The 23,870-nt window shown below is 65.2% G+C and carries 26 protein-coding genes; 11 read left to right on the forward strand and 15 right to left on the reverse strand.

What is annotated here, in order from left to right:
- Positions 1–1,458, reverse strand: coding sequence for an APC family permease (locus RFA01S_RS13725; RefSeq protein ID WP_032407071.1), 1,458 nt, complete (start codon positions 1,456–1,458; stop codon positions 1–3).
- Between the two features lie 125 nt (positions 1,459–1,583).
- Complete coding sequence (locus tag RFA01S_RS13730) at positions 1,584–2,018, reverse strand: hypothetical protein (protein WP_032366446.1); 435 nt, start codon at positions 2,016–2,018, stop codon at positions 1,584–1,586.
- Between the two features lie 70 nt (positions 2,019–2,088).
- Here RFA01S_RS13730 and RFA01S_RS13735 point away from each other — a divergent pair, with 70 nt between their 5' ends.
- Both RFA01S_RS13735 and RFA01S_RS13740 read left to right on the forward strand, forming a co-directional pair.
- The gene (locus tag RFA01S_RS13735; RefSeq protein ID WP_032407070.1) at positions 2,089–2,856 is read left to right on the forward strand and encodes a 2-phosphosulfolactate phosphatase; all 768 of its coding nucleotides are present in this window, start codon (positions 2,089–2,091) and stop codon (positions 2,854–2,856) included.
- A gap of 86 nt (positions 2,857–2,942) precedes the next feature.
- Entirely contained in the window at positions 2,943–3,686 is a 744-nt protein-coding gene (locus RFA01S_RS13740; protein ID WP_032407117.1) for a polyprenol monophosphomannose synthase, read from the forward strand.
- Between the two features lie 19 nt (positions 3,687–3,705).
- Here RFA01S_RS13740 and RFA01S_RS13745 read toward each other — a convergent pair whose 3' ends face one another.
- A complete protein-coding gene (locus RFA01S_RS13745) occupies positions 3,706–4,503 on the reverse strand; it encodes an SDR family oxidoreductase (RefSeq protein ID WP_032407069.1) in 798 nt (265 codons plus the stop codon).
- A complete protein-coding gene (locus tag RFA01S_RS13750; RefSeq protein WP_032407068.1) occupies positions 4,500–5,174 on the reverse strand; it encodes a lysophospholipid acyltransferase family protein in 675 nt (224 codons plus the stop codon). Before RFA01S_RS13750 ends, RFA01S_RS13745 begins: the two co-directional genes overlap by 4 nt.
- A 53-nt stretch (positions 5,175–5,227) precedes the next feature.
- Here RFA01S_RS13750 and RFA01S_RS13755 point away from each other — a divergent pair, with 53 nt between their 5' ends.
- Positions 5,228–5,800, forward strand: a complete 573-nt coding sequence (locus RFA01S_RS13755; RefSeq protein ID WP_052060646.1) for a TetR/AcrR family transcriptional regulator — start codon at positions 5,228–5,230, stop codon at positions 5,798–5,800.
- Here the strand turns inward: RFA01S_RS13755 and RFA01S_RS13760 are convergent.
- The 4 genes from RFA01S_RS13760 to RFA01S_RS13775 form a co-directional block, all read right to left on the reverse strand.
- Positions 5,781–7,190 (reverse strand): M16 family metallopeptidase, encoded by a 1,410-nt coding sequence (locus RFA01S_RS13760; RefSeq protein WP_196250467.1) that lies wholly within the window; start codon positions 7,188–7,190, stop codon positions 5,781–5,783. The two genes, RFA01S_RS13755 and RFA01S_RS13760, sit on opposite strands and share 20 nt — an antisense overlap.
- On the reverse strand, positions 7,135–9,396 hold the full coding sequence (locus tag RFA01S_RS13765) for a polyribonucleotide nucleotidyltransferase (protein WP_032407067.1): 2,262 nt from the start codon (positions 9,394–9,396) through the stop codon (positions 7,135–7,137). Before RFA01S_RS13765 ends, RFA01S_RS13760 begins: the two co-directional genes overlap by 56 nt.
- Positions 9,397–9,789: 393 nt before the next feature.
- Positions 9,790–10,059, reverse strand: a complete 270-nt coding sequence (rpsO, locus tag RFA01S_RS13770) for a 30S ribosomal protein S15 (RefSeq protein WP_027496764.1) — start codon at positions 10,057–10,059, stop codon at positions 9,790–9,792.
- A 136-nt stretch (positions 10,060–10,195) separates the two neighbouring features.
- The gene (locus RFA01S_RS13775; protein WP_027496763.1) at positions 10,196–11,164 is read right to left on the reverse strand and encodes a bifunctional riboflavin kinase/FAD synthetase; all 969 of its coding nucleotides are present in this window, start codon (positions 11,162–11,164) and stop codon (positions 10,196–10,198) included.
- 103 nt (positions 11,165–11,267) lie between these two features.
- On the opposite strand from RFA01S_RS13775, the gene RFA01S_RS13780 reads away from it, so the two are divergent.
- From RFA01S_RS13780 to RFA01S_RS13795, 4 genes are read left to right on the forward strand one after another with little or no spacing between them, the layout of a single operon-like run.
- A complete protein-coding gene (locus RFA01S_RS13780) occupies positions 11,268–12,230 on the forward strand; it encodes a metal ABC transporter substrate-binding protein (RefSeq protein ID WP_027496762.1) in 963 nt (320 codons plus the stop codon).
- A complete protein-coding gene (locus RFA01S_RS13785; protein WP_052053322.1) occupies positions 12,227–13,024 on the forward strand; it encodes a metal ABC transporter ATP-binding protein in 798 nt (265 codons plus the stop codon). The genes RFA01S_RS13780 and RFA01S_RS13785 overlap by 4 nt, the downstream gene beginning before the upstream one ends.
- 48 nt (positions 13,025–13,072) lie before the next feature.
- On the forward strand, positions 13,073–13,900 hold the full coding sequence (locus RFA01S_RS13790; RefSeq protein ID WP_052053360.1) for a metal ABC transporter permease: 828 nt from the start codon (positions 13,073–13,075) through the stop codon (positions 13,898–13,900).
- Position 13,901: 1 nt separating this feature from the next.
- Positions 13,902–14,654 (forward strand): metal-dependent transcriptional regulator, encoded by a 753-nt coding sequence (locus tag RFA01S_RS13795; protein ID WP_370878688.1) that lies wholly within the window; start codon positions 13,902–13,904, stop codon positions 14,652–14,654.
- Positions 14,655–14,696: 42 nt separating this feature from the next.
- Here RFA01S_RS13795 and truB read toward each other — a convergent pair whose 3' ends face one another.
- Genes truB through RFA01S_RS13810 form a run of 3 tightly spaced genes read right to left on the reverse strand, consistent with a single transcriptional unit; the run spans position 14,697 to position 17,250 of the window.
- Positions 14,697–15,629 (reverse strand): tRNA pseudouridine(55) synthase TruB, encoded by a 933-nt coding sequence (gene truB, locus RFA01S_RS13800; RefSeq protein ID WP_027496758.1) that lies wholly within the window; start codon positions 15,627–15,629, stop codon positions 14,697–14,699.
- Positions 15,630–15,664: 35 nt separating this feature from the next.
- On the reverse strand, positions 15,665–16,330 hold the full coding sequence (npt, locus tag RFA01S_RS13805; protein ID WP_032366441.1) for a 4'-phosphopantetheinyl transferase Npt: 666 nt from the start codon (positions 16,328–16,330) through the stop codon (positions 15,665–15,667).
- Positions 16,327–17,250, reverse strand: coding sequence for a metallophosphoesterase family protein (locus RFA01S_RS13810; RefSeq protein ID WP_032366440.1), 924 nt, complete (start codon positions 17,248–17,250; stop codon positions 16,327–16,329). Before RFA01S_RS13810 ends, npt begins: the two co-directional genes overlap by 4 nt.
- Positions 17,251–17,483: 233 nt before the next feature.
- Between RFA01S_RS13810 and RFA01S_RS13815 the strand changes: the two genes are divergently transcribed.
- From RFA01S_RS13815 to RFA01S_RS13830, 4 genes are read left to right on the forward strand one after another with little or no spacing between them, the layout of a single operon-like run.
- Positions 17,484–17,882 (forward strand): TOBE domain-containing protein, encoded by a 399-nt coding sequence (locus tag RFA01S_RS13815; protein WP_027496755.1) that lies wholly within the window; start codon positions 17,484–17,486, stop codon positions 17,880–17,882.
- Positions 17,883–17,894: 12 nt separating this feature from the next.
- The gene (gene modA / locus RFA01S_RS13820) at positions 17,895–18,680 is read left to right on the forward strand and encodes a molybdate ABC transporter substrate-binding protein (RefSeq protein ID WP_032366439.1); all 786 of its coding nucleotides are present in this window, start codon (positions 17,895–17,897) and stop codon (positions 18,678–18,680) included.
- A complete protein-coding gene (locus tag RFA01S_RS13825) occupies positions 18,677–19,486 on the forward strand; it encodes an ABC transporter permease (RefSeq protein ID WP_032407066.1) in 810 nt (269 codons plus the stop codon). Before modA ends, RFA01S_RS13825 begins: the two co-directional genes overlap by 4 nt.
- The gene (locus tag RFA01S_RS13830; RefSeq protein ID WP_032366437.1) at positions 19,483–20,577 is read left to right on the forward strand and encodes a sulfate/molybdate ABC transporter ATP-binding protein; all 1,095 of its coding nucleotides are present in this window, start codon (positions 19,483–19,485) and stop codon (positions 20,575–20,577) included. The genes RFA01S_RS13825 and RFA01S_RS13830 overlap by 4 nt, the downstream gene beginning before the upstream one ends.
- A 15-nt stretch (positions 20,578–20,592) precedes the next feature.
- On the opposite strand, the gene RFA01S_RS13835 is transcribed toward RFA01S_RS13830, so the two are convergent.
- The 4 genes from RFA01S_RS13835 to RFA01S_RS13850 form a co-directional block, all read right to left on the reverse strand.
- Positions 20,593–21,921: an MATE family efflux transporter gene (locus RFA01S_RS13835; protein WP_032366436.1), complete on the reverse strand. Its 1,329-nt coding sequence runs from the start codon at positions 21,919–21,921 to the stop codon at positions 20,593–20,595.
- Positions 21,918–22,916 (reverse strand): DHH family phosphoesterase, encoded by a 999-nt coding sequence (locus RFA01S_RS13840; protein WP_032366435.1) that lies wholly within the window; start codon positions 22,914–22,916, stop codon positions 21,918–21,920. The genes RFA01S_RS13835 and RFA01S_RS13840 overlap by 4 nt, the downstream gene beginning before the upstream one ends.
- Position 22,917: 1 nt before the next feature.
- Positions 22,918–23,406, reverse strand: coding sequence for a 30S ribosome-binding factor RbfA (rbfA, locus tag RFA01S_RS13845; protein ID WP_027496749.1), 489 nt, complete (start codon positions 23,404–23,406; stop codon positions 22,918–22,920).
- Positions 23,407–23,506: 100 nt separating this feature from the next.
- Positions 23,507–23,797: a DUF503 domain-containing protein gene (locus RFA01S_RS13850; protein ID WP_027496748.1), complete on the reverse strand. Its 291-nt coding sequence runs from the start codon at positions 23,795–23,797 to the stop codon at positions 23,507–23,509.
- Positions 23,798–23,870 lie beyond the last annotated feature (73 nt).

Here is a 23,870-nt window from a genome sequence, read left to right on the forward strand (position 1 = left end):
CTATCGGTCGGCCACCTCGGTCGCCAACCTCGCGTTGCGGCGCCCGTAGGCGAAGTAGATCAACAGACCGAGGGCCAACCAGACCAGGAACCGAATCCACGTCTCCACCACCAGGTTGGCCATCAGGTAGACGCACGAGAGCCCGGACAGAATCGGCACGACGGGAGAGAGCGGAACCCGAAAGGGCCGCTCGAGATCCGGCTTGGTCCGACGCAGGATCGGCACTGCCGCCGAGACCAGCAGAAACGCGAACAGGGCTCCGATGCTGACCATCTCGGCCAGTTCCTTCAGCGGTACCAGGGCCCCCAGCAGCGCCACGAACACCACGACGCCGACGGTCAACCGGGTCGGAGTCCCGAAACGGGGAGACACCTTCGCAACCGACTTGGGTAGCAAACCGTCCCTGCCCATCGCGAAGCCGATTCGGCTGATGGTCACCAACTCGACCAGAATGACCGACGTCAGACCCGCGACGGCCGCTATCGAGACCAGAACACCCGCCCAGCCTGCACCCACAGAATCGAACGCCTTGGCAATGGGTGCGCTGTCGTCGAGGTCGGTGTATTTCACCATGCCGGTGACGACGAACGCGACCATCATGTACAGCAACGTGCATGCCACGAGCGTGCCGATCAGTGCACGAGGCAGATCATGGGCGGGCCGCTCGGCTTCTTCACTGAGATTGGCAACGGCCTCGAATCCTGTGTAGGCGAAGAACACGACCGCTGCAGCGGTGACGACGCCGGCAAATCCGAACGCCGAGGGTGCGATTCCGGCCACGGCCTGCATCAGGGGCTGATCGAGCGTCGAGCCACCGGCCTCGGCGGGCACGGACTCGGGCACGAAGGGAACCAGGTTCGACTTCTGGACGAAGAACAGGCCGGCGATCACGATGAACACCGAGATGGCGACCTTGATCAGGACCAGCACGTTGGTCACTCGCGCCGACTCCTTGACTCCCACAGCGGCAATGACGCCCAGCACCGCGACGATGGCAACAGCCCCCACGTTCACCGGCGCTTCCTCCGTGAACAAGCTGGGTGGCAGAGAAAAGAGATCCGCGAGGTAGCCGGACCAGCTTCGAGCGACAACGGCAGCCCCCAAAGCGAATTCGAGGATCAAATCCCATCCGATGATCCACGCGAACAGCTCCCCCAGGGTGGCGTACGCGTACGTGTACGCACTGCCCGCCGTCGGCACGGCCGATGCAAGTTCCGCATAACACAGTGCGGCAAGCAAACTCACGACACCGGCGATGACGAAGGAGATCACGACCGCCGGGCCGGCATTTTCTTTGGCCTGTACACCGGTGAGCGTGAATATGCCGGTTCCGATGACGATGCCGACCCCGAAACCGACCAAGTCGCGTAACCCGAGCTGCTTGCGCAGACTGCCGGACCCCTCGTCGTCGACGTCGCTCTCGATCTCGTCGACGGACTTCGTGCGAAACATTCCCATTTCCCGACGCTAAGCCATCCACTGTTTCCGCGCCGGAGGAAAGGTGGTGTTTGTTTTCGCAATTGTCGGTTATCCGGACAAATCGGAAATGCTTGCGTCACAACGGTCCTCGGGACCGAGCGACACTAGGACCGTCCCAAGAATTGTTCGGCGAAAAATCCGGCCAGCAGTACCGCGGTCCCGCCGATCTCGCCGACGATCAGAGCGAGCATGAACAGGTGCGTCCCCGGAACGGGATGGACGAACTGATTCTCGGTGTCTCGCCGGATCCCGTGCACGGTGTAGCCGGCGATCGCGGCGACGAAGAACACCAGCACCACCACCGCTGCGGTCAGGTCGACCACCGTCGGCCAGGCGCTGTAGTGCGCGAGAGCCGCAAGAACGAGCGCAGCGAAGGAGTACATCAACGCTGCCCGATGCGCGATGTCGACGTATCGGTGCGCGGTTCCGTCGCTCGACGTGGACATCTGGTGGTACTTGAGCACTCCGAGCGCCAACGCCCACATCAGCAACACACCCGACGCGAACACGATCACTTTCGTGTCGATCTCCAGCTGCATCCGCGCCTCCCCTGGTTCCGCTGTCCGCGCCGAACGTAGCACCGGACACAATGTTGGTTACGGTTCCGCAATGCCGGTCGACTCCGCCCACACTCAGAACGACTGCGCATTGCGCTTCGAGTGGGGCCTGTCCGCGATCGACGCTGTGGTCGCCGGTGCCGACATCGCCGTCGTCGTGGACGTCCTGTCGTTCACGACCACTCTGACGGTGGCGGTGGACGCCGGAATCGACGTCGTACCCAGCCGATGGCGCGACGACCGTGCCACCCACCTGGCCGAGCAACACGACGCCGTTCTCGCAGTCGGCCGTTCGGTTGCCACGCCGGGAGACGTCAGCTTGTGTCCTGCCACCGTGCGCGCCGCCGCACCGCCACCGAGTCGACTCGTGTTGCCGTCGCCGAACGGTTCCACGATCGCCCACGCACTCGCCGCCCGGGTCGACGCGTGCGTGGGCGCATCGCTCCGCAACGCCGCCGCGATCGCGCAGTGGGTCGTCGACGAGCACCCCCACAGCGTGATTGCCGTCATAGCCGCCGGCGAGAGATGGCCCGATTCGTCGTTGCGGCCCGCAGTGGAGGACTTGTGGGGTGCCGGAGCCGTGCTGGCACCGCTCGTGGAGTCCGGCCTGTTCGATCCATCCCCCGAGGCGGTGGTCGCTGCGACCGCGTGGCACGCGGCCGCGGCGGATATAGCTACCCAGCTGCGGCGATGCGGCTCGGGGCGGGAGCTCATAGCGATGGGCCACCCCGAGGACGTCGACATCGCCGCCGAAGTCGGTTCGAGTTCCTGCGTGCCGATACTGCGCGGCGATACCTTCGTCGAGCACCGAGGCCGATAGCCCCATCGGGCCTCCAAAACCCGCACCGACGCGGCCGATCGTGTCCGAAATTTTGATCGGAACACGGAATCACGGATCATACGGTGGTGAGTACGGAACGAGTCGCCCCGAAGACCACCGTCGTTGTACCGACGTACAACGAACGCGAGAACCTCCCCAAGCTGGTCGAACTGCTGGCCGGGCTGAAGGTCGAGGGGCTCGGTGTTCTCGTGGTCGACGACAATTCCCCCGACGGAACCGGTGACATCGCCGACAAACTCGCCATCGACGGCCCCCTCGAGGTCTCCGTTCTGCACCGCACCGAGAAGAACGGACTGGGCCGCGCGTACGTCGCAGGTATGACCCGCGCCCTCGACGAAGGTGCCGACATCGTCATTCAGATGGACGCCGATCTGTCGCATCCCACCGAGGTGATCCCGGCGATGATCGACAAGCTGAACACCAGCGATGCTGCTGTCGTTCTCGGGTCTCGCTATGTTCCCGGCGGAGCGGTCGCCGCCGATTGGCCGTGGCACCGCAAGGCCCTGTCTGCATGGGCGAATTTCTACGTCAACACGATCCTGCGACTGGGCGTCAAGGATGCGACAGCGGGATTCAAGGCGTGGCACGCGCACACGCTGCGCACCATCGATGTGGCCTCGGTCGAGAGCAACGGGTACGCATTCCAGGTCGAGATGAACTACCGCACCGTCAAACACGGGCTCACGCTCGCCGAAGTCCCCATCACGTTCGAGGAGCGCAGCGAGGGCGAATCCAAGATGAGCCTGTCGGTCCAGCTCGAATCTGCCTTGGTGCCCTGGAAGTTGTTGCGGAACAGAAAGAAGCTCTGACCGAGGCGCCGCGCCGTGATCACGGCGTGAAGCGTCGGAATCCACCTTCGGCGCCGATTACCTGACCGGTGATCGAGCCCGAATCGGGCGAGAGCAACATCGCCACGACCGCTGCGGCCTCTTCTGGTGAGTTCCACCGCCCGCGCGGCATGTGGCGCGAGACGAACTCGTCCAGATCCGCGCCGGCCCAGCCGGTGTCGGTAGGACCCGGATTTATCGTGTTGACGGTGATGCCTCGCTCGATCACCGAGTCGGCCAGGGTAGGGGTGATCGACGCGATGGCACCCTTGCTCACCGCGTAGGGAATCTCGGTCGGCATCGGCCCCTCGTCCTGACCGGACGTGAACAGCACGACGCGTCCGCCGTCCGGGTGATGCACATACCGTTGGGCAAATTCCTGCACCAGCAACAACGACGCCCGCACGTTCACCGCCCACGTCAGGTCGAGTTTCGTTGCCGTCAGAGAACCCAGACCACCCAGCTGTGATCGCGCATGATTGATCACAAGCGAGTCGATAGCACCGAACCTGGATTCCGCCGCGTCGAACAGTGCTGCAGGAGCTGCCGGATCGATGAAATCGACGTCGAGGTGGCCGAGCCTATCGGTGGCGGTCGACAGTTCGGCCAGGACCTTCTTCGCTCCCGCTGCGCCGGCTCCCCACGGCTCGGTGACGTCGTAGCCGTCACACGACTGTGCGAAGACGCGGGTGGCATCGTCGCGAAGCAGACGGCGGGCGATGGCGAAGCCGATTCCTTCCCTCCGACCGACGCCGGTGACGAGGACTGTTCTTCCACGCGCCTGCACGTCCGAGGTCATGCCGCGTCCTTGACTGTCGCGGCGTACACGTCGACGTACTCCTGCCCCGACAGGTTCGCCAGCGCTGTCATCACCTCATCGGTGATCGCCCGCAGAATGGCTTTACTGTTCTGTCCCCCAGCGTATCTCGTGAAGTCCAATGGTTCGCCGACGACCATGCGCACCTTGCCCGGGCGCCACATCCTCGAGCCCACCGGGTTGATTCCGAGCGTCCCGTGCATCACCACCGGCACGACGGGCGCTCCCGTCTCGATCGCTACTCTCGCCAACCCGGTCTTCCCCTTGTACAACCGGCCGTCGGGAGATCGCGTCCCTTCCGGGTACACCGCCCACACTTTCCGTTGTCGCAGAATACTTTTCGCGGCGTCGAGCGCCGGAGCCGAAGCATCTGCCCCGCGTCGGTCGACGGGAACCTGACCTGTCGCGCTGTAGAACCAACGAAGCGCCGCGCCCTTGATTCCCCGGCCGGTGAAGTACTCTCTCTTGGCGATGAACGTGACTCGGCGACGAACCAGGAGGACGAGAAAGAACGAGTCGACGACGGTGAGGTGGTTGCCGGCGATGATCACCGGTCCCGTCTTCGGGATATTGCCTGCGCCGACCACCGACGGACGGCCGAGAACTCGGAGAATCGGGCCGATCAGCACATATTTGAAAAGCAGATACCACATTGATCGATCCTCTCGGCTGGACATCGTCACGGCTGAGAGTAGACAATGTCTACGTGGCTGACAACCTTCGGACTCGACTGGTGGACGCAGGCGTCCGCCTGCTCGAAAACGAGGGACAGGGCGGGCTCACCATCAGAGCGGTCACGCGTGAAGCCGGCGTATCGCACGGCGCACCGAGACGGTATTTTCCGACACTGAGCGCTTTGGCCGCGGCCGTGGCCCGAGTCGGTCTGGTCGATCTCTCGACCGCACTGAATTCTGCTGCACAGCAGTCGGATTCGCCCCGAGATGCACTGGATGCGATGGCGCACGCGTACGTGCAGTTCGCGGCGCGGCGCCCCGCGATGTTCGCGCTCATCTTTCGACACGACCTGCTCGAGGGCTCCGGCGAGAATCTGCGCGGACAGTCGCGACCCCTGTTCGAGGCTCTCACCTCGACACTCGATGCCGTCGTGCCGGAGAATCCACAGTTCACAGCGCTGAGACTGTGGACCTCCGTGCACGGAATTGCGGCGCTCCACGCCACCCGAGCGTTCGAGCCGATCACCGACACCTCGGCGGTGACATCCCTGATCCGCCGCGCAGTGCGCGACGCGATCAGGAACGTCAGCGAATCAGAGACTTGACCGACGCGGGCAATTGCCGGACCGACTTGTACGGCCCCACCACGGCGGCACCGAAGGGCCGATCGAGCAACACCGCCGCGACCTCACGCACCTCGTCGTTGCCGACACTGTCGATACGCGCCAGGGTGTCGGTGATGTCTCGGTGATTGCCGTAGTTCAGTTCGCTGCGACCGATACGGTTCATCCGAGAACCCGAATCTTCCAGTCCCAGCACCAATCCACCGCGCAACGACCCCTTGGCGCGAGCGCACTCGGCATCGGTGATGCCCTCGGCCGCAACCTTGGCGAGCACCTCGCGAATCACCGTGGTGACCTCGCCCAGGTTCTCCGGCTGGCATCCCGCGTACACCGAGAACGCCCCGCTGTCGGCAAACGTATCCACCGAGGAGTACACCGAGTAAGCCAGTCCGCGCTCTTCCCTGATCTCCTGGAACAGGCGAGAACTGAGCCCACCGCCGACAGCAGAATTCAGTACCGACAATGCCCAGCGGTGTCCTTCGTGACGTCCGAACGCCCGTACGCCCAGGCACAGATGCGCCTGTTCGCTGTCCCGGGTGGTCAGGCTCAGCGTCGGATTCTGGCGCAATCGCGCTGTGCCGCTACGCTTTTCGGCCGGCCTCAGGCCCTTTTCCAGATGACCCGCGAAGGCGCGACGTACCAAGGACACAATCTGCTTGTGATCGACGTTGCCTGCGACGGCGACGACCATCCGTTGCGGCGTATAGCGGCGAACATGGAACGAATGCAGTTGGGAACGGGTCATCGATTCGATGGATTCGACAGATCCGATGATCGGACGCCCGATCGGGTGATCACCGAACATCGCTTCCAGGAAAGCATCTCCCAGGAGATCCTCGGGATCGTCGTCGCGCATGGAGATCTCTTCGAGGACCACCTGACGCTCGACGTCCACATCTGCCGATCTACACCGACCACGAAGCACCACATCGCTGACGAGATCGATCGCGAGCGCGACGTCCTCGTCGAGCACGTGCGCGTAGAAGCACGTGCTCTCCTTGGAAGTGAATGCGTTCAGCTCTCCCCCGACACCGTCCATCACCTGGGCGATCTCGAGCGCACTACGCGTCGGCGTCGACTTGAACAGCAGATGTTCGAGGAAGTGCGCGGCACCGGCGACGCTGGGTTGCTCGTCGCGCGAGCCGACGCCGACCCACACACCGACCGATGCCGAGCGAACGCCGGGAACGAACTCGGTGACGACCCGAAGGCCGCCGGGCAGAGTCGTGCGTCGAACGCCCGTGTCGGTGCCGCTGGTCTCTGGAACGGCCGAACGGTACGTCCCGAGGGGACGTACCGTTCGGCTCGCTTGCTTCTTACTCAGCGCTGACCTCGGCGGGTGCCTCGGGAGCGTCGGCGGGAGCAGCTGCATTGTCGTCTTCGACGGGAACGAGGCTGATCTTGCCGCGGTTGTCGATATCGGCGATCTCGACGCGCAACTTCGACCCGACGCTCACGACGTCCTCGACCTTGTTGATGCGCTTGCCGTTACCGAGCTTCGAGATGTGCACCAGTCCGTCGCGGCCCGGGAGCAGCGAGACGAATGCACCGAAAGCCGTTGTCTTGACGACGGTTCCGAGGAATCGCTCGCCGACCTTCGGCAGCTGCGGGTTGGCGATGGCGTTGATCATGTCGATCGCGGCCTGTGCGGACGGGCCGTCCGCTGCACCGACGTAGACAGTGCCGTCATCTTCGATCGAGATGTTGGCACCGGTCTGCTCGGTGATGGAGTTGATCATCTTGCCCTTGGGCCCGATGACCTCGCCGATCTTGTCGACCGGCACCTTGATCGCGGTGACGCGAGGTGCGTACGGGCTCATCTCGTCCGGGGTGTCGATGGCCTCGGCCATGACCTCGAGGATCGTCGTGCGAGCATCCTTCGCCTGTGACAGCGCGCCGGCGAGCACCTTGGAGGGAATGCCGTCGAGCTTGGTGTCGAGCTGCAGGGCGGTGACGAAGTCCTTGGTTCCGGCGACCTTGAAGTCCATGTCGCCGAACGCGTCCTCGGCACCGAGGATGTCCGTGAGGGCGACGTAGCGAGTCTCGCCGTCGACCTCGTCGGACACGAGGCCCATCGCGATACCGGCAACCGGGGCACGCAGCGGCACACCGGCATTGAGCAGCGACAGAGTCGATGCGCAGACCGAGCCCATCGAGGTCGAGCCGTTGGAGCTCAATGCCTCGGAGACCTGGCGGATGGCGTACGGGAACTCTGCCTGGCTGGGCAGAACCGGCAGCAGAGCGCGCTCGGCGAGTGCGCCGTGACCGATCTCGCGACGCTTCGGCGAACCGACGCGGCCGGTCTCACCGGTGGAGTACGGCGGGAAGTTGTAATGGTGCATGTAGCGCTTGGACGTCTCGGGCCCGAGCGAGTCGACCTGCTGCGCCATCTTGACCATGTCGAGGGTGGTGACGCCCAGGATCTGGGTCTCGCCGCGCTCGAACAGAGCCGATCCGTGGGTACGCGGGATGATCGCGACCTCGGCGGACAACGACCGGATGTCGGTGATGCCGCGGCCGTCGATGCGGAAGTGATCGGTGAGGATGCGCTGGCGAACCGACTTCTTGGTCAGTGCGCGGAACGCGGCACCGATCTCCTTCTCGCGGCCGGCGAAGCTGTCTCCGACCGAGGTGAGGACCTGAGCCTCGACCTCGTCGAGCTTGTTCTCGCGCTCGGCCTTGCCGGCAATGGTCAGTGCCTCGTTGAGCGGGATCTTCGCGGCGTTCTCGACGGCTTCGAAGACGTCGCTCTGGTACGCCGGGAAGACCGGGTAGTCGCCGGTCGGCTTGGCGGCCTTGGACGCGAGCTCCTGCTGTGCGGTGCACAGGGCTGCGATGAAGGGCTTCGAGGCCTCGAGGCCCTCGGCGACAACTGCCTCGTTGGGTGCGGTAGCGCCGCCCTCGATGAGCTCGATGACGTTCTCGGTGGCCTCGGCCTCGACCATCATGATCGCGACGTCGGCGTCGGCACCTGAGCCGGAGACGATGCGGCCGGCGACGACCATGTTGAACACGGCCTTCTCGAGCTGCTCGTTGGTCGGGAACGCAACCCACTGCTTGTCGATCAGCGCGACGCGAACGCCGCCGATCGGACCGGAGAACGGCAGGCCGGCGATCTGGGTCGATGCCGACGCGGCGTTGATCGCGACGACGTCGTACAGATCGGCCGGGTTGAGGCTCATGACCGTGATGACGACCTGGATCTCGTTGCGCAGTCCGTCGACGAACGTCGGACGCAGCGGCCGGTCGATCAGGCGGCAGGTGAGGATGGCGTCGGTGGACGGACGGCCCTCGCGGCGGAAGAACGATCCGGGGATACGGCCCGCGGCGTACATGCGCTCTTCGACGTCGACCGTCAGCGGGAAGAAATCGAATCCCTCACGGGGGTGCTTGCCTGCCGTCGTTGCCGACAGCAGCATGGTGTCCTCGTCGAGGTACGCGGCGACTGCGCCTGCGGCCTGCTGTGCGAGGCGACCCGTCTCGAAGCGGATGCTCCGCTTACCGAAAGAGCCGTTGTCGATGATCGCTGTTGCTTCGTAGACGCCTTCTTCGGCGCCCAATGTTGTGGTGTCCGACATGTGTTCTGTTCTCGTCCTCTCGTCTTTGCCGTGCCCGCGTGGACACACCACCAGCCCTCCTGGCTGTGGCGGCATACCTGTGCCGTCCATCTCCGAGAGTTCGTCTCGGGACGCGGCTGCGCGGAGGCGGCCATCGATCGAAGCCCTCCGGATCTCGTATCCGAAAAGCCACTACCGAAGACCGACACCACGGCGTGACAGGCATACACGGCGGTGTGCGGATACCGTGTATCCGCTGGTCGTGCTGACTATCCTGATGTTGCGGTACAAACACAGAAAGCCAACGAGGAACAGTCTAAGCACTGCCTCGTTGGCTACTGCACTATTGCTGCGAGTCGGGTGTACACCGGCGCGTCGAACCATGCATCGGCAACATCCTCGCGTCGATCGAAATTATCGACGCAGACCCAGACGCTCGATGAGCGAACGGTAGCGAGTGACGTCTACCTTCGCGATGTACTTGAGCAGACGACGACGACGTCCGACCAGCAGCAACAGGCCGCGGCGGGAGTGGTGATCGTGCTTGTGCATCTTGAGGTGCTCGGTCAAGTCGACGATGCGCTTGGTGAGCATTGCAACCTGCGCCTCGGGCGAACCCGTGTCGGTGGGGTGCAAGCCGTACTCGCCGAGAACGGCCTTCTTCTGTTCGGTGGTCAATGCCACTGGTACTACTCCTGATCAATGACGTCCGCGTGAAAGGAAGCAACGGGCCCCGCCGTGGACGATGCATGATCATCCGGGCGGTATCGAAGCCGGTGCAGCCGCCGCGGACCGCAGCGAACACCGAGGAGTCAGCCTATCAGGCTGCGCTGGCGGCCAGGATCGAGCGGGCCCGGTCGGCGTCCCGGCCCATCTCCTCCACGAGAGCTTCCATGGAATCGAACTTCTCCATTCCGCGCAGTCGCTCGACGAAGTCGACGGCCACGTGCTGCCCGTAGAGGTCTCCCTCGCCGTCGAGCACGAACGCCTCGACGGTCCTGGTGCGTCCCGAGAACGTGGGATTCGTGCCCACCGACACCGCCGCCGGGTGCCGCTCCCCCGGAGTGACCGTCCCCATGATCGGACCCGGACCGAGCACGGTGAACCAGGCGGCGTAGACCCCGTCCGCCGGTATGGCCGAGTACATCGGCGGAGCGACATTGGCTGTGGGATAGCCCATTTGACGGCCGCGTCCGTCGCCGTGCACGACGACACCCTCGACGCGATGCGGGCGGCCGAGCGCTGCAGCTGCTGCCGCGACGTCCCCGGCGTCCACGCACGACCTGATGTAGGTGGACGAGAACGTGACGGCATGCTCGGCCAACAGGTTGACTCCGTCGACTGCGAAGCCGGACCGTTCGCCGATCTTGCGCAGCATGGGGACCGTCCCGAGCGCCTTCTTCCCGTAGGTGAAGTTCTCGCCGACGACCACTTCTGCAACGTGCAGGCGTTCGATGAGGATCTCGTGCACGTATCGCTCGGGGGTGAGTTTCATCAGTTCGGGCGTGAACGGCATGACGCAGAACACGTCGATGCCCAGTTCCTCGGCCAGTTCGGCACGCCGGGTCAACGTCGTCAACTGCGCGGGGTGACTACCCGGACGGACCACTTCCATCGGGTGGGGGTCGAACGTCATGAGCACACTGGGTACGCCGCGTTCCCGAGCTGCGGCCACTGCTCTACCGATCAACTGCGCATGTCCGCGGTGAACGCCGTCGAACACACCGATCGTGAGCACACATCGGCCCCAGTCGGCAGGTACATCGTCGAGACCTCGCCATCTCTGCACACCGCGAAGCCTACGGCCCGGCGGCCGCTCGGTCATCCTCGGACAGGCGTGTCGCGTGCGGCAGGTATGGACAAAAGGGTGTCCCCACGGTAAATATTTCGGGGTGCCTAACTTATTTCTTCGATCTCGCGGATCTCGCGTGGGTCGAATCGTTGCGAGCTGGGCCGTGGCGGGACTGCTGGTAGCGACGTCGAGCGGATGCGCTCGCGCGGTCGGCGACGACGAGCCGACGTCGATGGACGACGGCAGACCGTTGGTGCTGACGACGTTCACGGTGCTGGCCGACATGGCCGCGAACGTTGCAGGCGACCATCTCCGTGTGGAGTCGATCACCAAGGCCGGAGCCGAGATTCACGGGTACGAGCCCACACCCGGCGACCTACGCACTGCCGAAAGCGCCGATCTGATCCTGGACAACGGTCTGGGACTCGAGGCGTGGTTCGAAAAGTTCGTCGAGCGGGTGCCCGCACCGCACGCGGTCGTCAGCGCACACGTGGAACCCGTCTACATCCGCGACGACGCGTATGCGGGCAAGGCCAATCCACATGCCTGGATGTCGCCGGTCGTGGCGGAGACCTACATCACCAACATCGCCGACGCGTTCGTGGCGCTCGACGCTGTCCATGCCGAGGAATACCGCGCCAACGCCGCCGCGTACATCACCGAGCTGCGGTCGGTCGGCGACGAACTGGAATCCGATCTGGCCCAACTTCCGGCGCAGCAACGTGCTCTGGTGACGTGTGAGGGCGCGTTCGGCTATCTGGCCCGCGACTTCGACCTGCAAGAGGCGTATCTGTGGCCGGTCAATGCCGAACAGGAAGGGACACCCAAACAAGTGGTCCGCACCATCGATTTCGTACGTGACAACGACGTGCCTGCCGTCTTCTGCGAGTCGACCGTCTCGGACAAGGCTCAGCTCCAGGTCGCCGACGACACGGGTGCCCGCTTCGGCGGAAAGCTGTACGTCGACTCCCTCAGCGCCGCCGACGGACCCGTGCCCACCTACCTCGATCTGCTGCGTTACGACGCGCGGCTGATCGCCGACGCGTTGGTGGGCACGCGATGACCCGGCACATCTCGGGTGCGAACCGGGACGGTGCCGCGCTGACCGTCGACGCCGTCGACGTTCGGTACCGAGACGTCGTGGCGCTGGTCGGCGCGAGCCTGACCCTCGCACCCGGACGCGTCTGCGGCCTGGTCGGAATGAACGGATCGGGTAAGTCGACGCTGTTCAAGGCCATCATGGGCGTCGTCAAGACCGATGCCGGTTCGATCACGGTCTTCGGCGGCGACCCCGCCCGGGCCCGCAAAGCCGGGACGGTCAGCTACGTGCCCCAAGCCGAATCGGTCGACTGGACCTTCCCCATCAGCGTCCGGGACGTGGTGATGATGGGTCGTTACGGCAAACAGAACTTTCTCCGAACACCTCGAGCGGCAGACAGAGCTGCGGTGGACGCGGCCCTGAGACGAGTCGATCTCACCGAGCTCGCCGATCGACAGATCGGGCAACTCTCCGGCGGACAACGCAAACGGGCATTCGTGGCCCGCGCCATCGCTCAGGAAGCGTCGCTGCTGCTGCTCGACGAGCCGTTCGCAGGAGTGGACAAGAAGACCGAGGCGACGATCACGCGACTCCTCCGAGAACTGGCCGCTCAGGGTGCGTCCGTCCTGGTGTCCACCCACGATCTGCACGCCCTTCCGGAACTGTGCGACGAGGCGATCCTGCTGCAGCAGCGGGTCCTGATGCACGGCAGTCCAGCCGAGGTGTTGCGCCCGGAGAACCTGGCACTGGCCTTCGGCATGGACCCGTCGAAGATCGACGAACTGGGCGCGAGCTCTCCAACGTCGGAAGTGAGCTGAACCGTGTACCTGATCGACTTCGTCGTCAATCCTCTCGAATACACCTTCATGCAGCGTGCGCTGTTGGTGACCGTCACCGCCTCGATCGTCTGCGCAGTGTTGAGCTGCTGGCTCGTACTCATCGGCTGGTCACTGATGGGGGACGCCGTATCGCACGCGGTACTCCCCGGCGTCGCCCTGTCCTATCTGCTGGGTGCGCCGTTCGCCATCGGTGCCCTGCTGTTCGCACTCATCGCGGTCGGTGCCATCGGGGTGGTTCGCAACACCACCATCGTCAAGGAGGACGCCGCGATCGGCGTCGTGTTCACCACGTTGTTCGCCCTCGGCGTCGTCCTGATCTCCAAGTTTCCGAGCCAGATCGACCTCAACCACATCTTGTTCGGAAACCTGCTCGGGGTGTCGCAGTCGGACATGATCCAGGTGTTCGTGCTCGGCGGGCTGGCGTTGGCCGTGATGGTGATCAAGCGTCGCGATTTCACTCTGTTCGCCTTCGACCGCACGCAGGCTCGCGCTGTCGGCATCAATCCGAGCGTGATCTCGGCCGCGATGTTGACGCTGCTCGCGCTGACGACCGTCGTGGCGCTACAGGCCGTCGGCGTCATCCTGGTCGTCGCCATGCTGATCACACCCGGCGCAACCGCATACCTACTCACCCACAGCTTCGGCCGCATGCTGGTGATTGCCCCCGCCATCTCGGTGGGCTGCGCCCTGGTCGGTATCTACGCCAGTTTCTATCTCGACGTCTCCTCGGGTGGCAGCGTGGTGCTGGCCCAAGGCCTGGTGTTCGTGCTGGCGTACCTGTTCAGCCCGGCGCAGGGCATCGTCACGCGCGCTCTACGCCGCCGAGGACAGGTGACGGTGGCTCCGGCCGGGTGAGATGTCTTTTTCCATTGGATTGCCTAAGCTCGGCGACGTGGCGCAACGAAAAGACGATCCAGCTCCGGCCGACGAGGGCGTCCAGCTGTCCGCAGTTGCGCAGGACTACCTCAAGGTCATCTGGACGGCCAGCGAATGGAGTGAAGACTCCGTCAGCACCAAGATGCTCTCCGAACGAATCGGCGTGTCCGCATCCACGGTGTCCGAGGCGATTCGCAAACTCGCCGATCAGGGCATGGTGGACCACGCCCGGTACGGTGCCATCTCACTCACCGAGAAGGGCCGACTGGCGGCCATCGGCATGGTCCGTCGACACCGTCTCATCGAGACGTACCTCGTTCGCGAACTCGGGTACGGCTGGGACGAGGTCCACGACGAGGCAGAAATCCTCGAACATGCGGTATCCGATCTGATGATGGATCGGATAGACGCCAAACTCGGCCACCCCGAACGAGATCCACACGGGGACCCGATTCCGTCGGCCAACGGATCGATCGACACGCCGTCCGCAACCAGACTGAGCGAGTACCTCGACGGTCAGTCGGGACGAGTGGCTCGTATCTCCGATTCGGACCCCGCAATGCTCCGGTACTTCGATTCGGTCGGCATCGAGCTCGATCTACCGATCACCGTGGTCGAACGACGCGACTACGCCGGCACGGTGGCGATCGAACTCGCCCGACGCGGCAGCACGGAGTCCATCGATCTCGGTCACCGCGCCGCCGAAGCGATCTGGATGGTTCCGGCCACCTGAGCGGTGCAGTCCCCTCGGTCGCAGGGCCGATCCGAACGGGAATCAGTACCCGCGCAGTGTTGCCGGCCGCACCACCATCACCGAGCTCGCCCGCTTGCCCTTTTCCTGGAGTAACGCGATGGTGTGCCCGGTGGGATCGACAGCCGCGTAGACCCCCTCGATTCCGACGGGATCGAGCCAGCGTCCCTGGCTGAGCGACTCCGCTTCGGCGGCATCGATCTGTCGGTGCGGAAATGCGGTGCGCGCGGCCTCGTCTATATCGAGGCCCACAGCGGGATTCTCGGCCAATTCTTCGAGCGTCACGGCGTGGTCGAGCGTGAACGGCCCGACCCTGGTTCTGCGCAGAACCGTCAGGTGGCCGCCGACGCCCAGTGCTGCGCCGAGATCCCGTGCGAGCGCGCGCACGTACGTCCCCGACGTGCAGTCCACCTCGACATCGAGGTCGACGAACCGGCCATCGGAATCGACGACATCGCGGCGAGCCGTCACGTCGAAGCGAGTGACAGTGACCTTGCGAGCGGCGAGGGTGAACTCCTCACCGGCGCGCGAGAGCTTGTGTGCCCGCTGACCGTCGACCTTGATGGCACTGACACTGGCCGGAACCTGCTCGATGTCACCGGTGAGTGCGGCAACCCCGGCCGCGATATCCGAATCCGAGACATTCGTGGCCGGGACGTCGGCGAGCACCTCACCCTCGGCGTCATCGGTCGTCGTACTGCGCCCCAGTCGCACGGTGGCGGTGTACGACTTGGTCGTCAGCGTCAGCAATCCGAGCATCTTGGTCGCCCGCTCGACGCCCAGAACCAGCACCCCGGTCGCCATGGGGTCCAACGTCCCCGCATGACCGACCTTTCTGGTCTGCAACAACTTTCGGCACGACGCGACGACATCGTGACTGGTGACGCCCGGCCCCTTGTCGACCACCAACACACCGGCACCGACGAGACCGGACGAGATCTTTCCGCGAGCACTCACGAGAGTGCATTGTGCCAGGCGCGACGAGCCGGTCGTCACATCACCGAGATCGCCGTCATCACCAAACCGTCGGACACCATCCATCGACCGTCGAAAGCCGTCAGCGGAGGTCCGGACACGGTGTCGCCGGGGACCAGCAGTTCGGATCGAAACGTTCCCGAGATGTCGTCACCGGTGCCGGTGCGCTCGAACGTGATGTGCGCGTCCTCGAACCCCAGCCAGCGACCGGTCAGCGGCTCCCAGGCCTTGTACGTCGCCTCCTTGGCGCAGAACAACACTCGATCCCAGTGGACGTCTTCTCGGCCCGCGGTCGAGAGCCACTCGCGCTCGGCTTCGAGGCTGACCGCATCGAGCACACCGTCGGGAAGAGGTCCGTGTGGCTCGGCATCGATTCCCACCGAGCGAACCTGCATGGCGTAGCCCAGAACGGCACCGCGGTAGCCGTCGCAATGCGTCAACGATCCCACCACTCCCTTCGGCCACTGCGGTGCGCCGGAGGTGCCGCGCATGATCGGCGCGGGCTCCACACCGAGCTTCTGCATCGCCACACGCGCGCAGTGTCGAGCCGAGGTGAACTCACGCTTGCGCTTGTCCACCGCCTTGGCGACCAACGGCGCTTCGAGTGGGTGCGGCATCAAACCCGGTGGATCGGTGAACAATTCGGCCGAGACAACACCATTGGGGAGAAGCGATTCGATCACTGGCCTGCCCTCATCTTCTCGACCTCTGCCTCCATCTCGGGCGTCACGGTGAAGTGCCCGCCCCATTTGTTCAACGTGCCCGGCGGATACTCGGGAACCGGAAGAATTTGGCGCAGAACGTTGTTCGGCAGTCCACGGCGCTGCCATTCGCGCGGGTAACCCACCGAGACCTCCTCGAAGCGGACGCCGTCGTAGTAGGTGGTCCGCGGGATGTGCAGGTGACCGTACACCGAGCAGATCGCGTTGTACCTGATGTGCCAGTCCGCCGTCAGCGTCGAACCGCACCACAGGGCGAACTCCGGGTAGAACAACACCTCGGTCGGCTGACGCACCATCGGAAAGTGGTTGATGAGCACGGTGGGAACCGTGGTGTCCAGCGCGTCGAGGCGCTCGCGGGTGGCGTCGATGCGGGCATGGCACCAGGCATCGCGCGTCGCATACGGCTGAGAGGACAGCAGGAACTCGTCGGTGGCGACGACGTTCTTCTCGCGCGCGATCGCCAGCCCGTGCTCCTTGTCCCGCGCACCCTGCGGGAGAAACGTGTAGTCGTAGAGCAGGAACATCGGCACTATCGTCGCGGGTCCACCTTCGCCTTCCCAGAGCAGGTAGGGATCCTCGGGAGTGACGACGTCGATCTCGCGGCAGAGATTGACCAGGTACTCGTACCGAGCCGCTCCGTGGATCTGAACGGGGTCCTTCACCGTCGTCCACAACTCGTGATTGCCAGGAACCCAGATCACTTTCGCGAAGCGGCTGCGCAGCAGCTCGAGCGCCCATTTGATGTCGTCGGTCTTCTCCGAGACGTCTCCGGCGACGATCAGCCAATCCTCGGGTGACTCGGGATGAATGTCCTCGGTGACAGGTCGATTGCCTCGATGTCCGACATGAATGTCGCTCACTGCCCATAACTTGGCTGCCACTGATGATCCCTTCCGATGCACTCGGCCGCCGACGTCGAATCGCCACAACCGCCCGAGAACGTACCAACCTCCAATACTCCCCGGAGATTCCGCAGCGGTGCACGCGGGGGTGAACCGCTGCGGTTCGTCCGACGGCTCCGAAAGGAGGGTCCACGCAGCAACGACCGCAGATTCGGGTATATGGTGCCTTTCATGACGCTTTTGCGGATAGCTGCAGGAAACGGCATCGTGCGATGACGGCACCGCCGATACGGGTACGCGACGCCGCCGCACTGCTCGGAGTCAGCGACGACACCGTCCGCCGGTGGATGGACAGCGGGACCCTGCCCTCCCGCGACGACGAGACGGGCCGCAAGGTCGTCGACGCGCGCGCTCTCGCGCAGTACGCCCGCGAGCACGCCGCTCCCCCGCCCGAGGTGGCATCGGGCGGTAGCTCGGCCCGGAACCGACTCGTGGGGCTGGTGACCGAGGTGGTCTCCGACGCGGTCATGAGCGAGGTCCGCATGCAGTGTGGGCCGTTCACCATCGTGTCCCTGATGAGTACCCGGTCGGTCCAGGAATTGGGGCTCGAACCGGGCTCCATCACCGTCGCGGTCGTCAAGGCCACGACCGTCATTGTCGAAACCCCCTAGGACCGAAGGACGATGTCAGTGAAGAACATTCGAGCGGTTCACGGTGCTCTGGTCGCGGTCGCCCTGATGCTTGCAGGGTGCGCGGCCGACCCCGCTGCCGAGGACGCTCCGCAGGACGGGGGTTCGAGCACGCTGACCGTGTTCGCGGCGGCATCACTGCGCTCGACGTTCACCCCGCTCGGCACCCGCTTCGAGCAGGAACATCCCGGTACCACCGTCGATTTCAGCTTTGCGGGCTCCTCCGATCTGGCCGCGCAACTGGTCAACGGTGCACCTGCCGACGTGTTCGCCTCTGCCGATACCAAGAACATGAGCACGATCGTCGATGCCGGCCTCGTCGCCGGCGACCCGGTCGATTTCGCCTCCAACACCCTCACCATCGTCACTGCCCCGGGTAACCCCAAGGCCGTCCGGTCGTTCGCCGATCTGGCGAAACCCGATGTGCTGACGGTGATCTGCGCGCCGCAGGTGCCGTGCGGCGCGGCCACGGCAGCCGTCGAGAACGCCACCGGAACCGACATCCCGGCCGTCAGCGAGGAGTCGTCCGTCACCGACGTTCTGGGCAAGGTCACCTCCGGTCAGGCCGACGCCGGACTGGTGTACGTCACCGATGCAACGGGGGCCGCAGACGCCGTCACCGCCGTGCCTTTCCCGGAATCGAGCGGGGCGGTCAACACCTATCCGATCGCAGCATTGAGCGGATCCGACAACGTGGACACGGCCCGCGCCTTCACCGACTTCGTCGCCGGACCGGTCGGCCGTGAAGTGCTGACGCAGGCCGGTTTCGCGGCACCGTGACCGGGCACGCCGCGGGCACAGGTCCGACCGTCGGTGTACCCGGATGGATATTCGTCCCTGCCGCTGCCGGAGCGCTTCTCGTCGTCGCGCCGTTGGCCGCGATGTTCACCCGAATCGACTGGACGAACTTCTTCGGGCTCATCACGTCCGAGTCCGCAGTAGCCGCACTGCTGTTGAGTCTGAAGACGGCCTCGGCGAGCACGGTGTTGTGTGTGCTCCTGGGTGTGCCGATGGCAACGGTCCTCGCCCGCAGTTCGTTTCGCGGTCTGTCGACGATGCGTTCCCTCGTCGTCCTCCCACTGGTGCTCCCCCCGGTGGTCGGCGGTATCGCCTTGCTCTACACGTTCGGTCGCCAGGGGCTACTGGGCGAACATCTCGATGCCTTCGGAATCCGGATCGCGTTCACCTCGACGGCCGTGGTGCTCGCCCAGGCCTTCGTGTCGTTGCCCTTCCTGGTGGTCAGCGTCGAGGGCGCGCTGCGCACTGCCGGTGACCGATACGAAGTGGTGGCCGCAACCTTGGGCGCTCCCCCTACGACGGTCCTGCGCCGCGTCACCCTCCCCTTGATCCTGCCCGGGTTGACGTCCGGAATCGTTCTCGCGTTCGCGCGCGCACTGGGAGAGTTCGGCGCGACCCTGACGTTCGCCGGTTCTCTCGAGGGAGTGACCAGAACCCTGCCCCTCGAAATCTATCTGCAACGCGAGTCCGACCCCGACGCAGCGATAGCCCTGTCGCTCGTCCTCGTCGTCGTCGCGGCAGTGGTGGTCCTGGCCGCTCGCGGTACTCGAACGACGGGAACACCATGAGTTCGCTACACCTGCGCGCCACCGTCGCGGCCCGGGGCGTCGATCTCGAGCTGGATGTCGCCGAGGGTGAAACAACGGCGATCCTGGGACCGAACGGCGCAGGTAAATCCACACTGCTGCAGCTCGTCGCGGGCCTGGTGCCACCCGACGACGGCATCGTCCGCCTGGGCGAGGACGTTCTGACCGACACGACCGCAAGGACGGCCGTTCCGGTGCACGCCCGCGGCATCGCGACTCTGGCACAGGAGACACTGCTGTTTCCCCACATGACCGCACGGACGAACGTCGCATTCGCACCACGTAGTTCCGGCGCCGACCGGAGGACGGCCGGGGCAGTGGCCGATCGATGGCTCGACGCAGTCGGAGCCTCTCACCTGGCCGAGCGCCGCCCGGCACAGCTGTCCGGGGGCCAAGCTCAGCGGGTTGCCATCGCCCGCGCACTCGCCGCCGATCCCCGACTCCTCCTGCTCGACGAACCGCTCGCCGCGCTCGACGTCGACACGGCCCCGGCCATCCGAAGACTGCTGCGCACCGTACTCCGAGAGAACGGTCGTACGGCACTGATCGTCACCCACGATCTGCTCGACGTCGTCGCACTCGCAGACACCGTTGCCGTCGTCGACGGTGGACGCGTCGTCGAACGCGGTTCGGTCGCCGACGTTCTCACCGCCCCGCGAAGCGAGTTCGGTGCTCGCATGGCCGGGGTCAATCTGATCTCGGGCCACGCACTCACCGTCGGCGACACCACCGCGCTGCGCACGCCGTGGGACACCGTCGTGCACGGCTCGGGGCAACACGGTTCCGGGACGCCGGTGGTCGCAGTCTTCTCCCCCGCTGCGGTTTCGGTACACCTCACCGCGCCGCACGCCAGCCCGCGCAACGTCTTCGAAGTAGTCATAGAGGAGATGGAAGTGCAGGGCTCGGGCATCCGCGTCCGAGCTCGTCCGCACCCCGACGGCACACCGGGTATCGCGGCTGACATCACCGCCGCCGCAGTATCGGAGCTGGGCCTCGAACCCGGCCGACGGGTGTTCTTCGTCGTCAAGAGCCGCGAGGTGGTGCTGCATCCGGCCCTGGTGTCACGGCGGTGATGCATGCGAACGCGATCAGTCTCGCAGTTGCCGATCGCTACCGGTCACGAGCCATTTACCCGATAGCACTCGACCGGCGACCGCGACCATGCGCAGGCAGACGAAAACACCCAGACCCAGCCAGATGCCCACGACACCCCAGTCGAACACCAGGGCAGACCAAATGAACGGCAGGAACCCGACGACCGCACACGCCATCGTGGCGTTACGCAAGAACGCGGCATCGCCGCTGCCCAACAGCACCCCGTCCAACGCGAACACCACACCGGCGACCGGAATGATCGCCACGAAGATCCACCAGATCGCCTGCATCTGATCGATCACCGAGACGTCGGTGGTGAACAATCCCGGGACGACCGGCTGCCCGGCGGCGAACACCGCCGCCAGGACCACCGCGAAGACCGTCGACCATGCCGTCAACCGGCGAGCGAGCGCACGCGCGTCCTCGGTCCTGCCCGCGCCCAGAGCCGCTCCCACGAGTGTCTGCGCGGCGATGGCCAACGAGTCGAGCATCAACGACACCAGGTTCCACAGATGCAGCACCACCTGATTTGCCGCCACCGACGCGGCACCGAATCGCGACGCGACCGCTGCGGCAGACAGGAAGCACGCCTGGAACGCGAGACTGCGCACGATCAGATCGCGGCCGAGTACCAGCTGCGCCCGCATGACCGACCAGCGCGGGCGCAACGGCACACCCGACCGCCCGAGGGCACCGACGAACAGAGCGCCTGCGACGCCTTGGCCGATGACGTTCGCAACGGCCGAGCCCACCAATTCGAGCCGGGGAAATCCGAGCAGGCCGTGGACGAGGAGTGGACACAGCACCGCCGACACGCCGAAACCGAGCACGACGAACCGCAATGGTGTCGTCGTGTTCTGCACGCCGCGCATCCAGCCGTTCCCGGCCAGCGATATCAGAATGAACGGCACCCCCACCAGCGCCACGCGCAGCCACAGCAGTGCCTCCGCGGCAATGTCACCGCCACCGGCCAGTAGCGACACGACGGGGGCGGCGAACAACTGGACCACGAGGACGATCGCGAGACCGATCGCCACCGCCAGCCACGTCGCCTGCACCCCTTCCCCGACGGCGTCGCGCTCACGACCGGCACCGTGCATGCGCGCCGCACGCGCAGTGGTTCCGTAGGACAGGAAGGTCAGCTGCGTGCTGACCTGAGCGAGGACGAGCCCCCCGATCGCCAGGCCGGCCAGAGCCAACGCGCCGAGCCGGCCGACGACCGCCGCGTCGAAGAGGAGGTAGAGGGGTTCGGCGGCCAGAACTCCGAGCGATGGAAGCGACAGCCCGAGAATTCTGCGAGCCGTGACAGGGGTGGAACTCACGACGCCGACAAGGCCTCACGGAGCGCATCGATCACGTCGGGGAGCTCACCGGTCGCGGTGTAGCCCGCGGCGTTGTGATGCCCACCGCCGCCGAGCCCGGTCGCCACTGCAGATACGTCCACCTGCGTCTTGGATCTGAGCGACACCACCCAGACCGACCCGAAATCCTGCTGCTTCAACACCGCGGCCACCTCCGCCTCGGAGGTGGTCCGCACGATGTCGATGACACTCTCGATCTCCTCCGACCTCAGACCGGCCGAATCCTCGCTCCGGATGACGGCGTACACGAGCCCCCGTCCGCCCGCCGCGTCGGGCAGCAACTCGGCCGAACCCAGTACCGCCCCGAGCATCGGCAGCCAGTCGAAGGGGTGCGTATCGAGGAGGCGACGGGCGATACGTGCACCGTCGATGCCGGTCGCGAGCAACCTCTCCGCGAGCAGATGCGAACCCGGCCGCACCCACCGGAACGACCCGGTATCGGTGACCAGACCCGCGAACAGCAGATGCGCCAGGTCCGCATCGATGTCGACACCCCACCGATCCAGCAGGCGGACGATCACGGCCGTGGTGGACTCGGCGGACGCGTGGACGACGTTCAGTGTTCCGAACCGCGTATTACTCCGGTGATGGTCGATGACCAGGGACTCCGATGCGGAGTCGAGTCGCTCGCCGAGCGAACCGAGTCGACCTCGGCTTCCGGCGTCCACGGTGACCACCAGATCGACCGATTCGGCCACCTTCTCCGGCTCCACCAGCAGATGCCGGTTCGGTAGCTCTTCCATCGATTGCGGCAGAAACGCGGGCGCGGCGAACGCCACCTGCACCTGCGCGCCGCGACGTTCGAGTACCGAACCGATTGCCAATCCGCTGCCGATCGTGTCGGCATCCGGCTGGACATGGCAGAGCACGGTCACCGAGGAAGCGCGCTCGAGCATCTCGATCGCACGCGCCAGATCCTCGTCCAGCTCGAACTCCGAACCAGAGCCATCGGACATCTCAGTCGGCTTCGGCTGGCTCGACGGCTTCTGCATCGCCGCGATCCGCGGGGGACTCCTCGCGGGGAGCCTTGTACGGGTCCGGGTCTCCGGCAGGCTTCGCGTTCGCCCGGGCGCGAGCCAGCTCCTCGTCGGCTGCGCGAGCGCGTTCGAGCAGCTCTTCCATGTGCCGGGCGGTGTCGGGGACGGTATCCGTCACGAACGTCAGCGTCGGAGTGAACCGCACACCGGTACCGGCTCCGACCTTCGAGCGGAGAACGCCCTTGGCCTTCTCCAGACCCGCCGCAGCTCCCTGCAGATCGGGCGGGGTATCGAGATCCTCGCCCATCACGGTGTAGTACACCGTGGCGTCGTGCAGGTCGGCCGTCACCTTCGTGTCGGTGATGGTCACGAACGCCAACCGTGGATCTTTGATCTCGTGGTCGATCGCCGTCGCAACGATAGCGGCGATTCGCTTGGACAACTTACGAGCCCTGGCCTGATCCACCACGACAATCACACTCCTCTTTCATGGCCGGACGTCACTGCAGTGCGACGTCTCGGCGATTACGCTCCAACATTCGCCGAACACGTTCGACGAACTCCCCGATCTAATCCTCGGGGCCGAAAATTCTTCGGCGTACTGCCAACAGTTCCAGATCCTGACGCTCGGCGACGTGCCGCTCGCACTCGTCGAGCTTGTCGTGCAACAGGTCGACGTTCGTGCCCGCCGCTGCCACGCCCAACATCGAACGCCGAATACGTTCTCGCTCACCGGTTTCGGCGGCAGACACTCCCAGCCTCTGCAGATCGCCGAGAACCGGTTCCACCATCGACCGTTTCTCGGCGAGCGAACGCACGTCCCCCAACAACACGTCCAACTCCAAAGCACCCAGATACACGCTGACGACGCCCCTTCGATCAGCTCCGACGACAAAGCCGGTGGCGGTACATATGTCGTACCACCACCGGCTC

This window comes from Rhodococcoides fascians NBRC 12155 = LMG 3623 (assembly GCF_001894785.1).
GTDB classification, from domain to species: Bacteria; Actinomycetota; Actinomycetes; order Mycobacteriales; family Mycobacteriaceae; genus Rhodococcoides; species Rhodococcoides fascians.

What these genes read in the sequence shown, in the direction of transcription:
- RFA01S_RS13725 (WP_032407071.1), bottom strand. Translation starts at nt 1,458, where the DNA reads ATGGGAATGTTTCGCACGAAGTCCGTCGACGAGATCGAGAGCGACGTC.
- RFA01S_RS13830 (WP_032366437.1), top strand. Translation starts at nt 19,483, where the DNA reads ATGAGTTCGCTACACCTGCGCGCCACCGTCGCGGCCCGGGGCGTCGAT.
- RFA01S_RS13840 (WP_032366435.1), bottom strand. Translation starts at nt 22,916, where the DNA reads ATGTCCGATGGCTCTGGTTCGGAGTTCGAGCTGGACGAGGATCTGGCG.
- RFA01S_RS13760 (WP_196250467.1), bottom strand. Translation starts at nt 7,190, where the DNA reads ATGCAGCTGCTCCCGCCGACGCTCCCGAGGCACCCGCCGAGGTCAGCG.
- RFA01S_RS13790 (WP_052053360.1), top strand. Translation starts at nt 13,073, where the DNA reads ATGCAGCGTGCGCTGTTGGTGACCGTCACCGCCTCGATCGTCTGCGCA.
- modA (WP_032366439.1), top strand. Translation starts at nt 17,895, where the DNA reads ATGTCAGTGAAGAACATTCGAGCGGTTCACGGTGCTCTGGTCGCGGTC.
- RFA01S_RS13745 (WP_032407069.1), bottom strand. Translation starts at nt 4,503, where the DNA reads ATGACCTCGGACGTGCAGGCGCGTGGAAGAACAGTCCTCGTCACCGGC.
- RFA01S_RS13730 (WP_032366446.1), bottom strand. Translation starts at nt 2,018, where the DNA reads ATGCAGCTGGAGATCGACACGAAAGTGATCGTGTTCGCGTCGGGTGTG.
- RFA01S_RS13795 (WP_370878688.1), top strand. Translation starts at nt 13,902, where the DNA reads ATGTCTTTTTCCATTGGATTGCCTAAGCTCGGCGACGTGGCGCAACGA.
- RFA01S_RS13765 (WP_032407067.1), bottom strand. Translation starts at nt 9,396, where the DNA reads ATGTCGGACACCACAACATTGGGCGCCGAAGAAGGCGTCTACGAAGCA.
- RFA01S_RS13750 (WP_032407068.1), bottom strand. Translation starts at nt 5,174, where the DNA reads ATGTGGTATCTGCTTTTCAAATATGTGCTGATCGGCCCGATTCTCCGA.
- RFA01S_RS13785 (WP_052053322.1), top strand. Translation starts at nt 12,227, where the DNA reads ATGACCCGGCACATCTCGGGTGCGAACCGGGACGGTGCCGCGCTGACC.
- RFA01S_RS13815 (WP_027496755.1), top strand. Translation starts at nt 17,484, where the DNA reads ATGACGGCACCGCCGATACGGGTACGCGACGCCGCCGCACTGCTCGGA.
- RFA01S_RS13735 (WP_032407070.1), top strand. Translation starts at nt 2,089, where the DNA reads ATGCCGGTCGACTCCGCCCACACTCAGAACGACTGCGCATTGCGCTTC.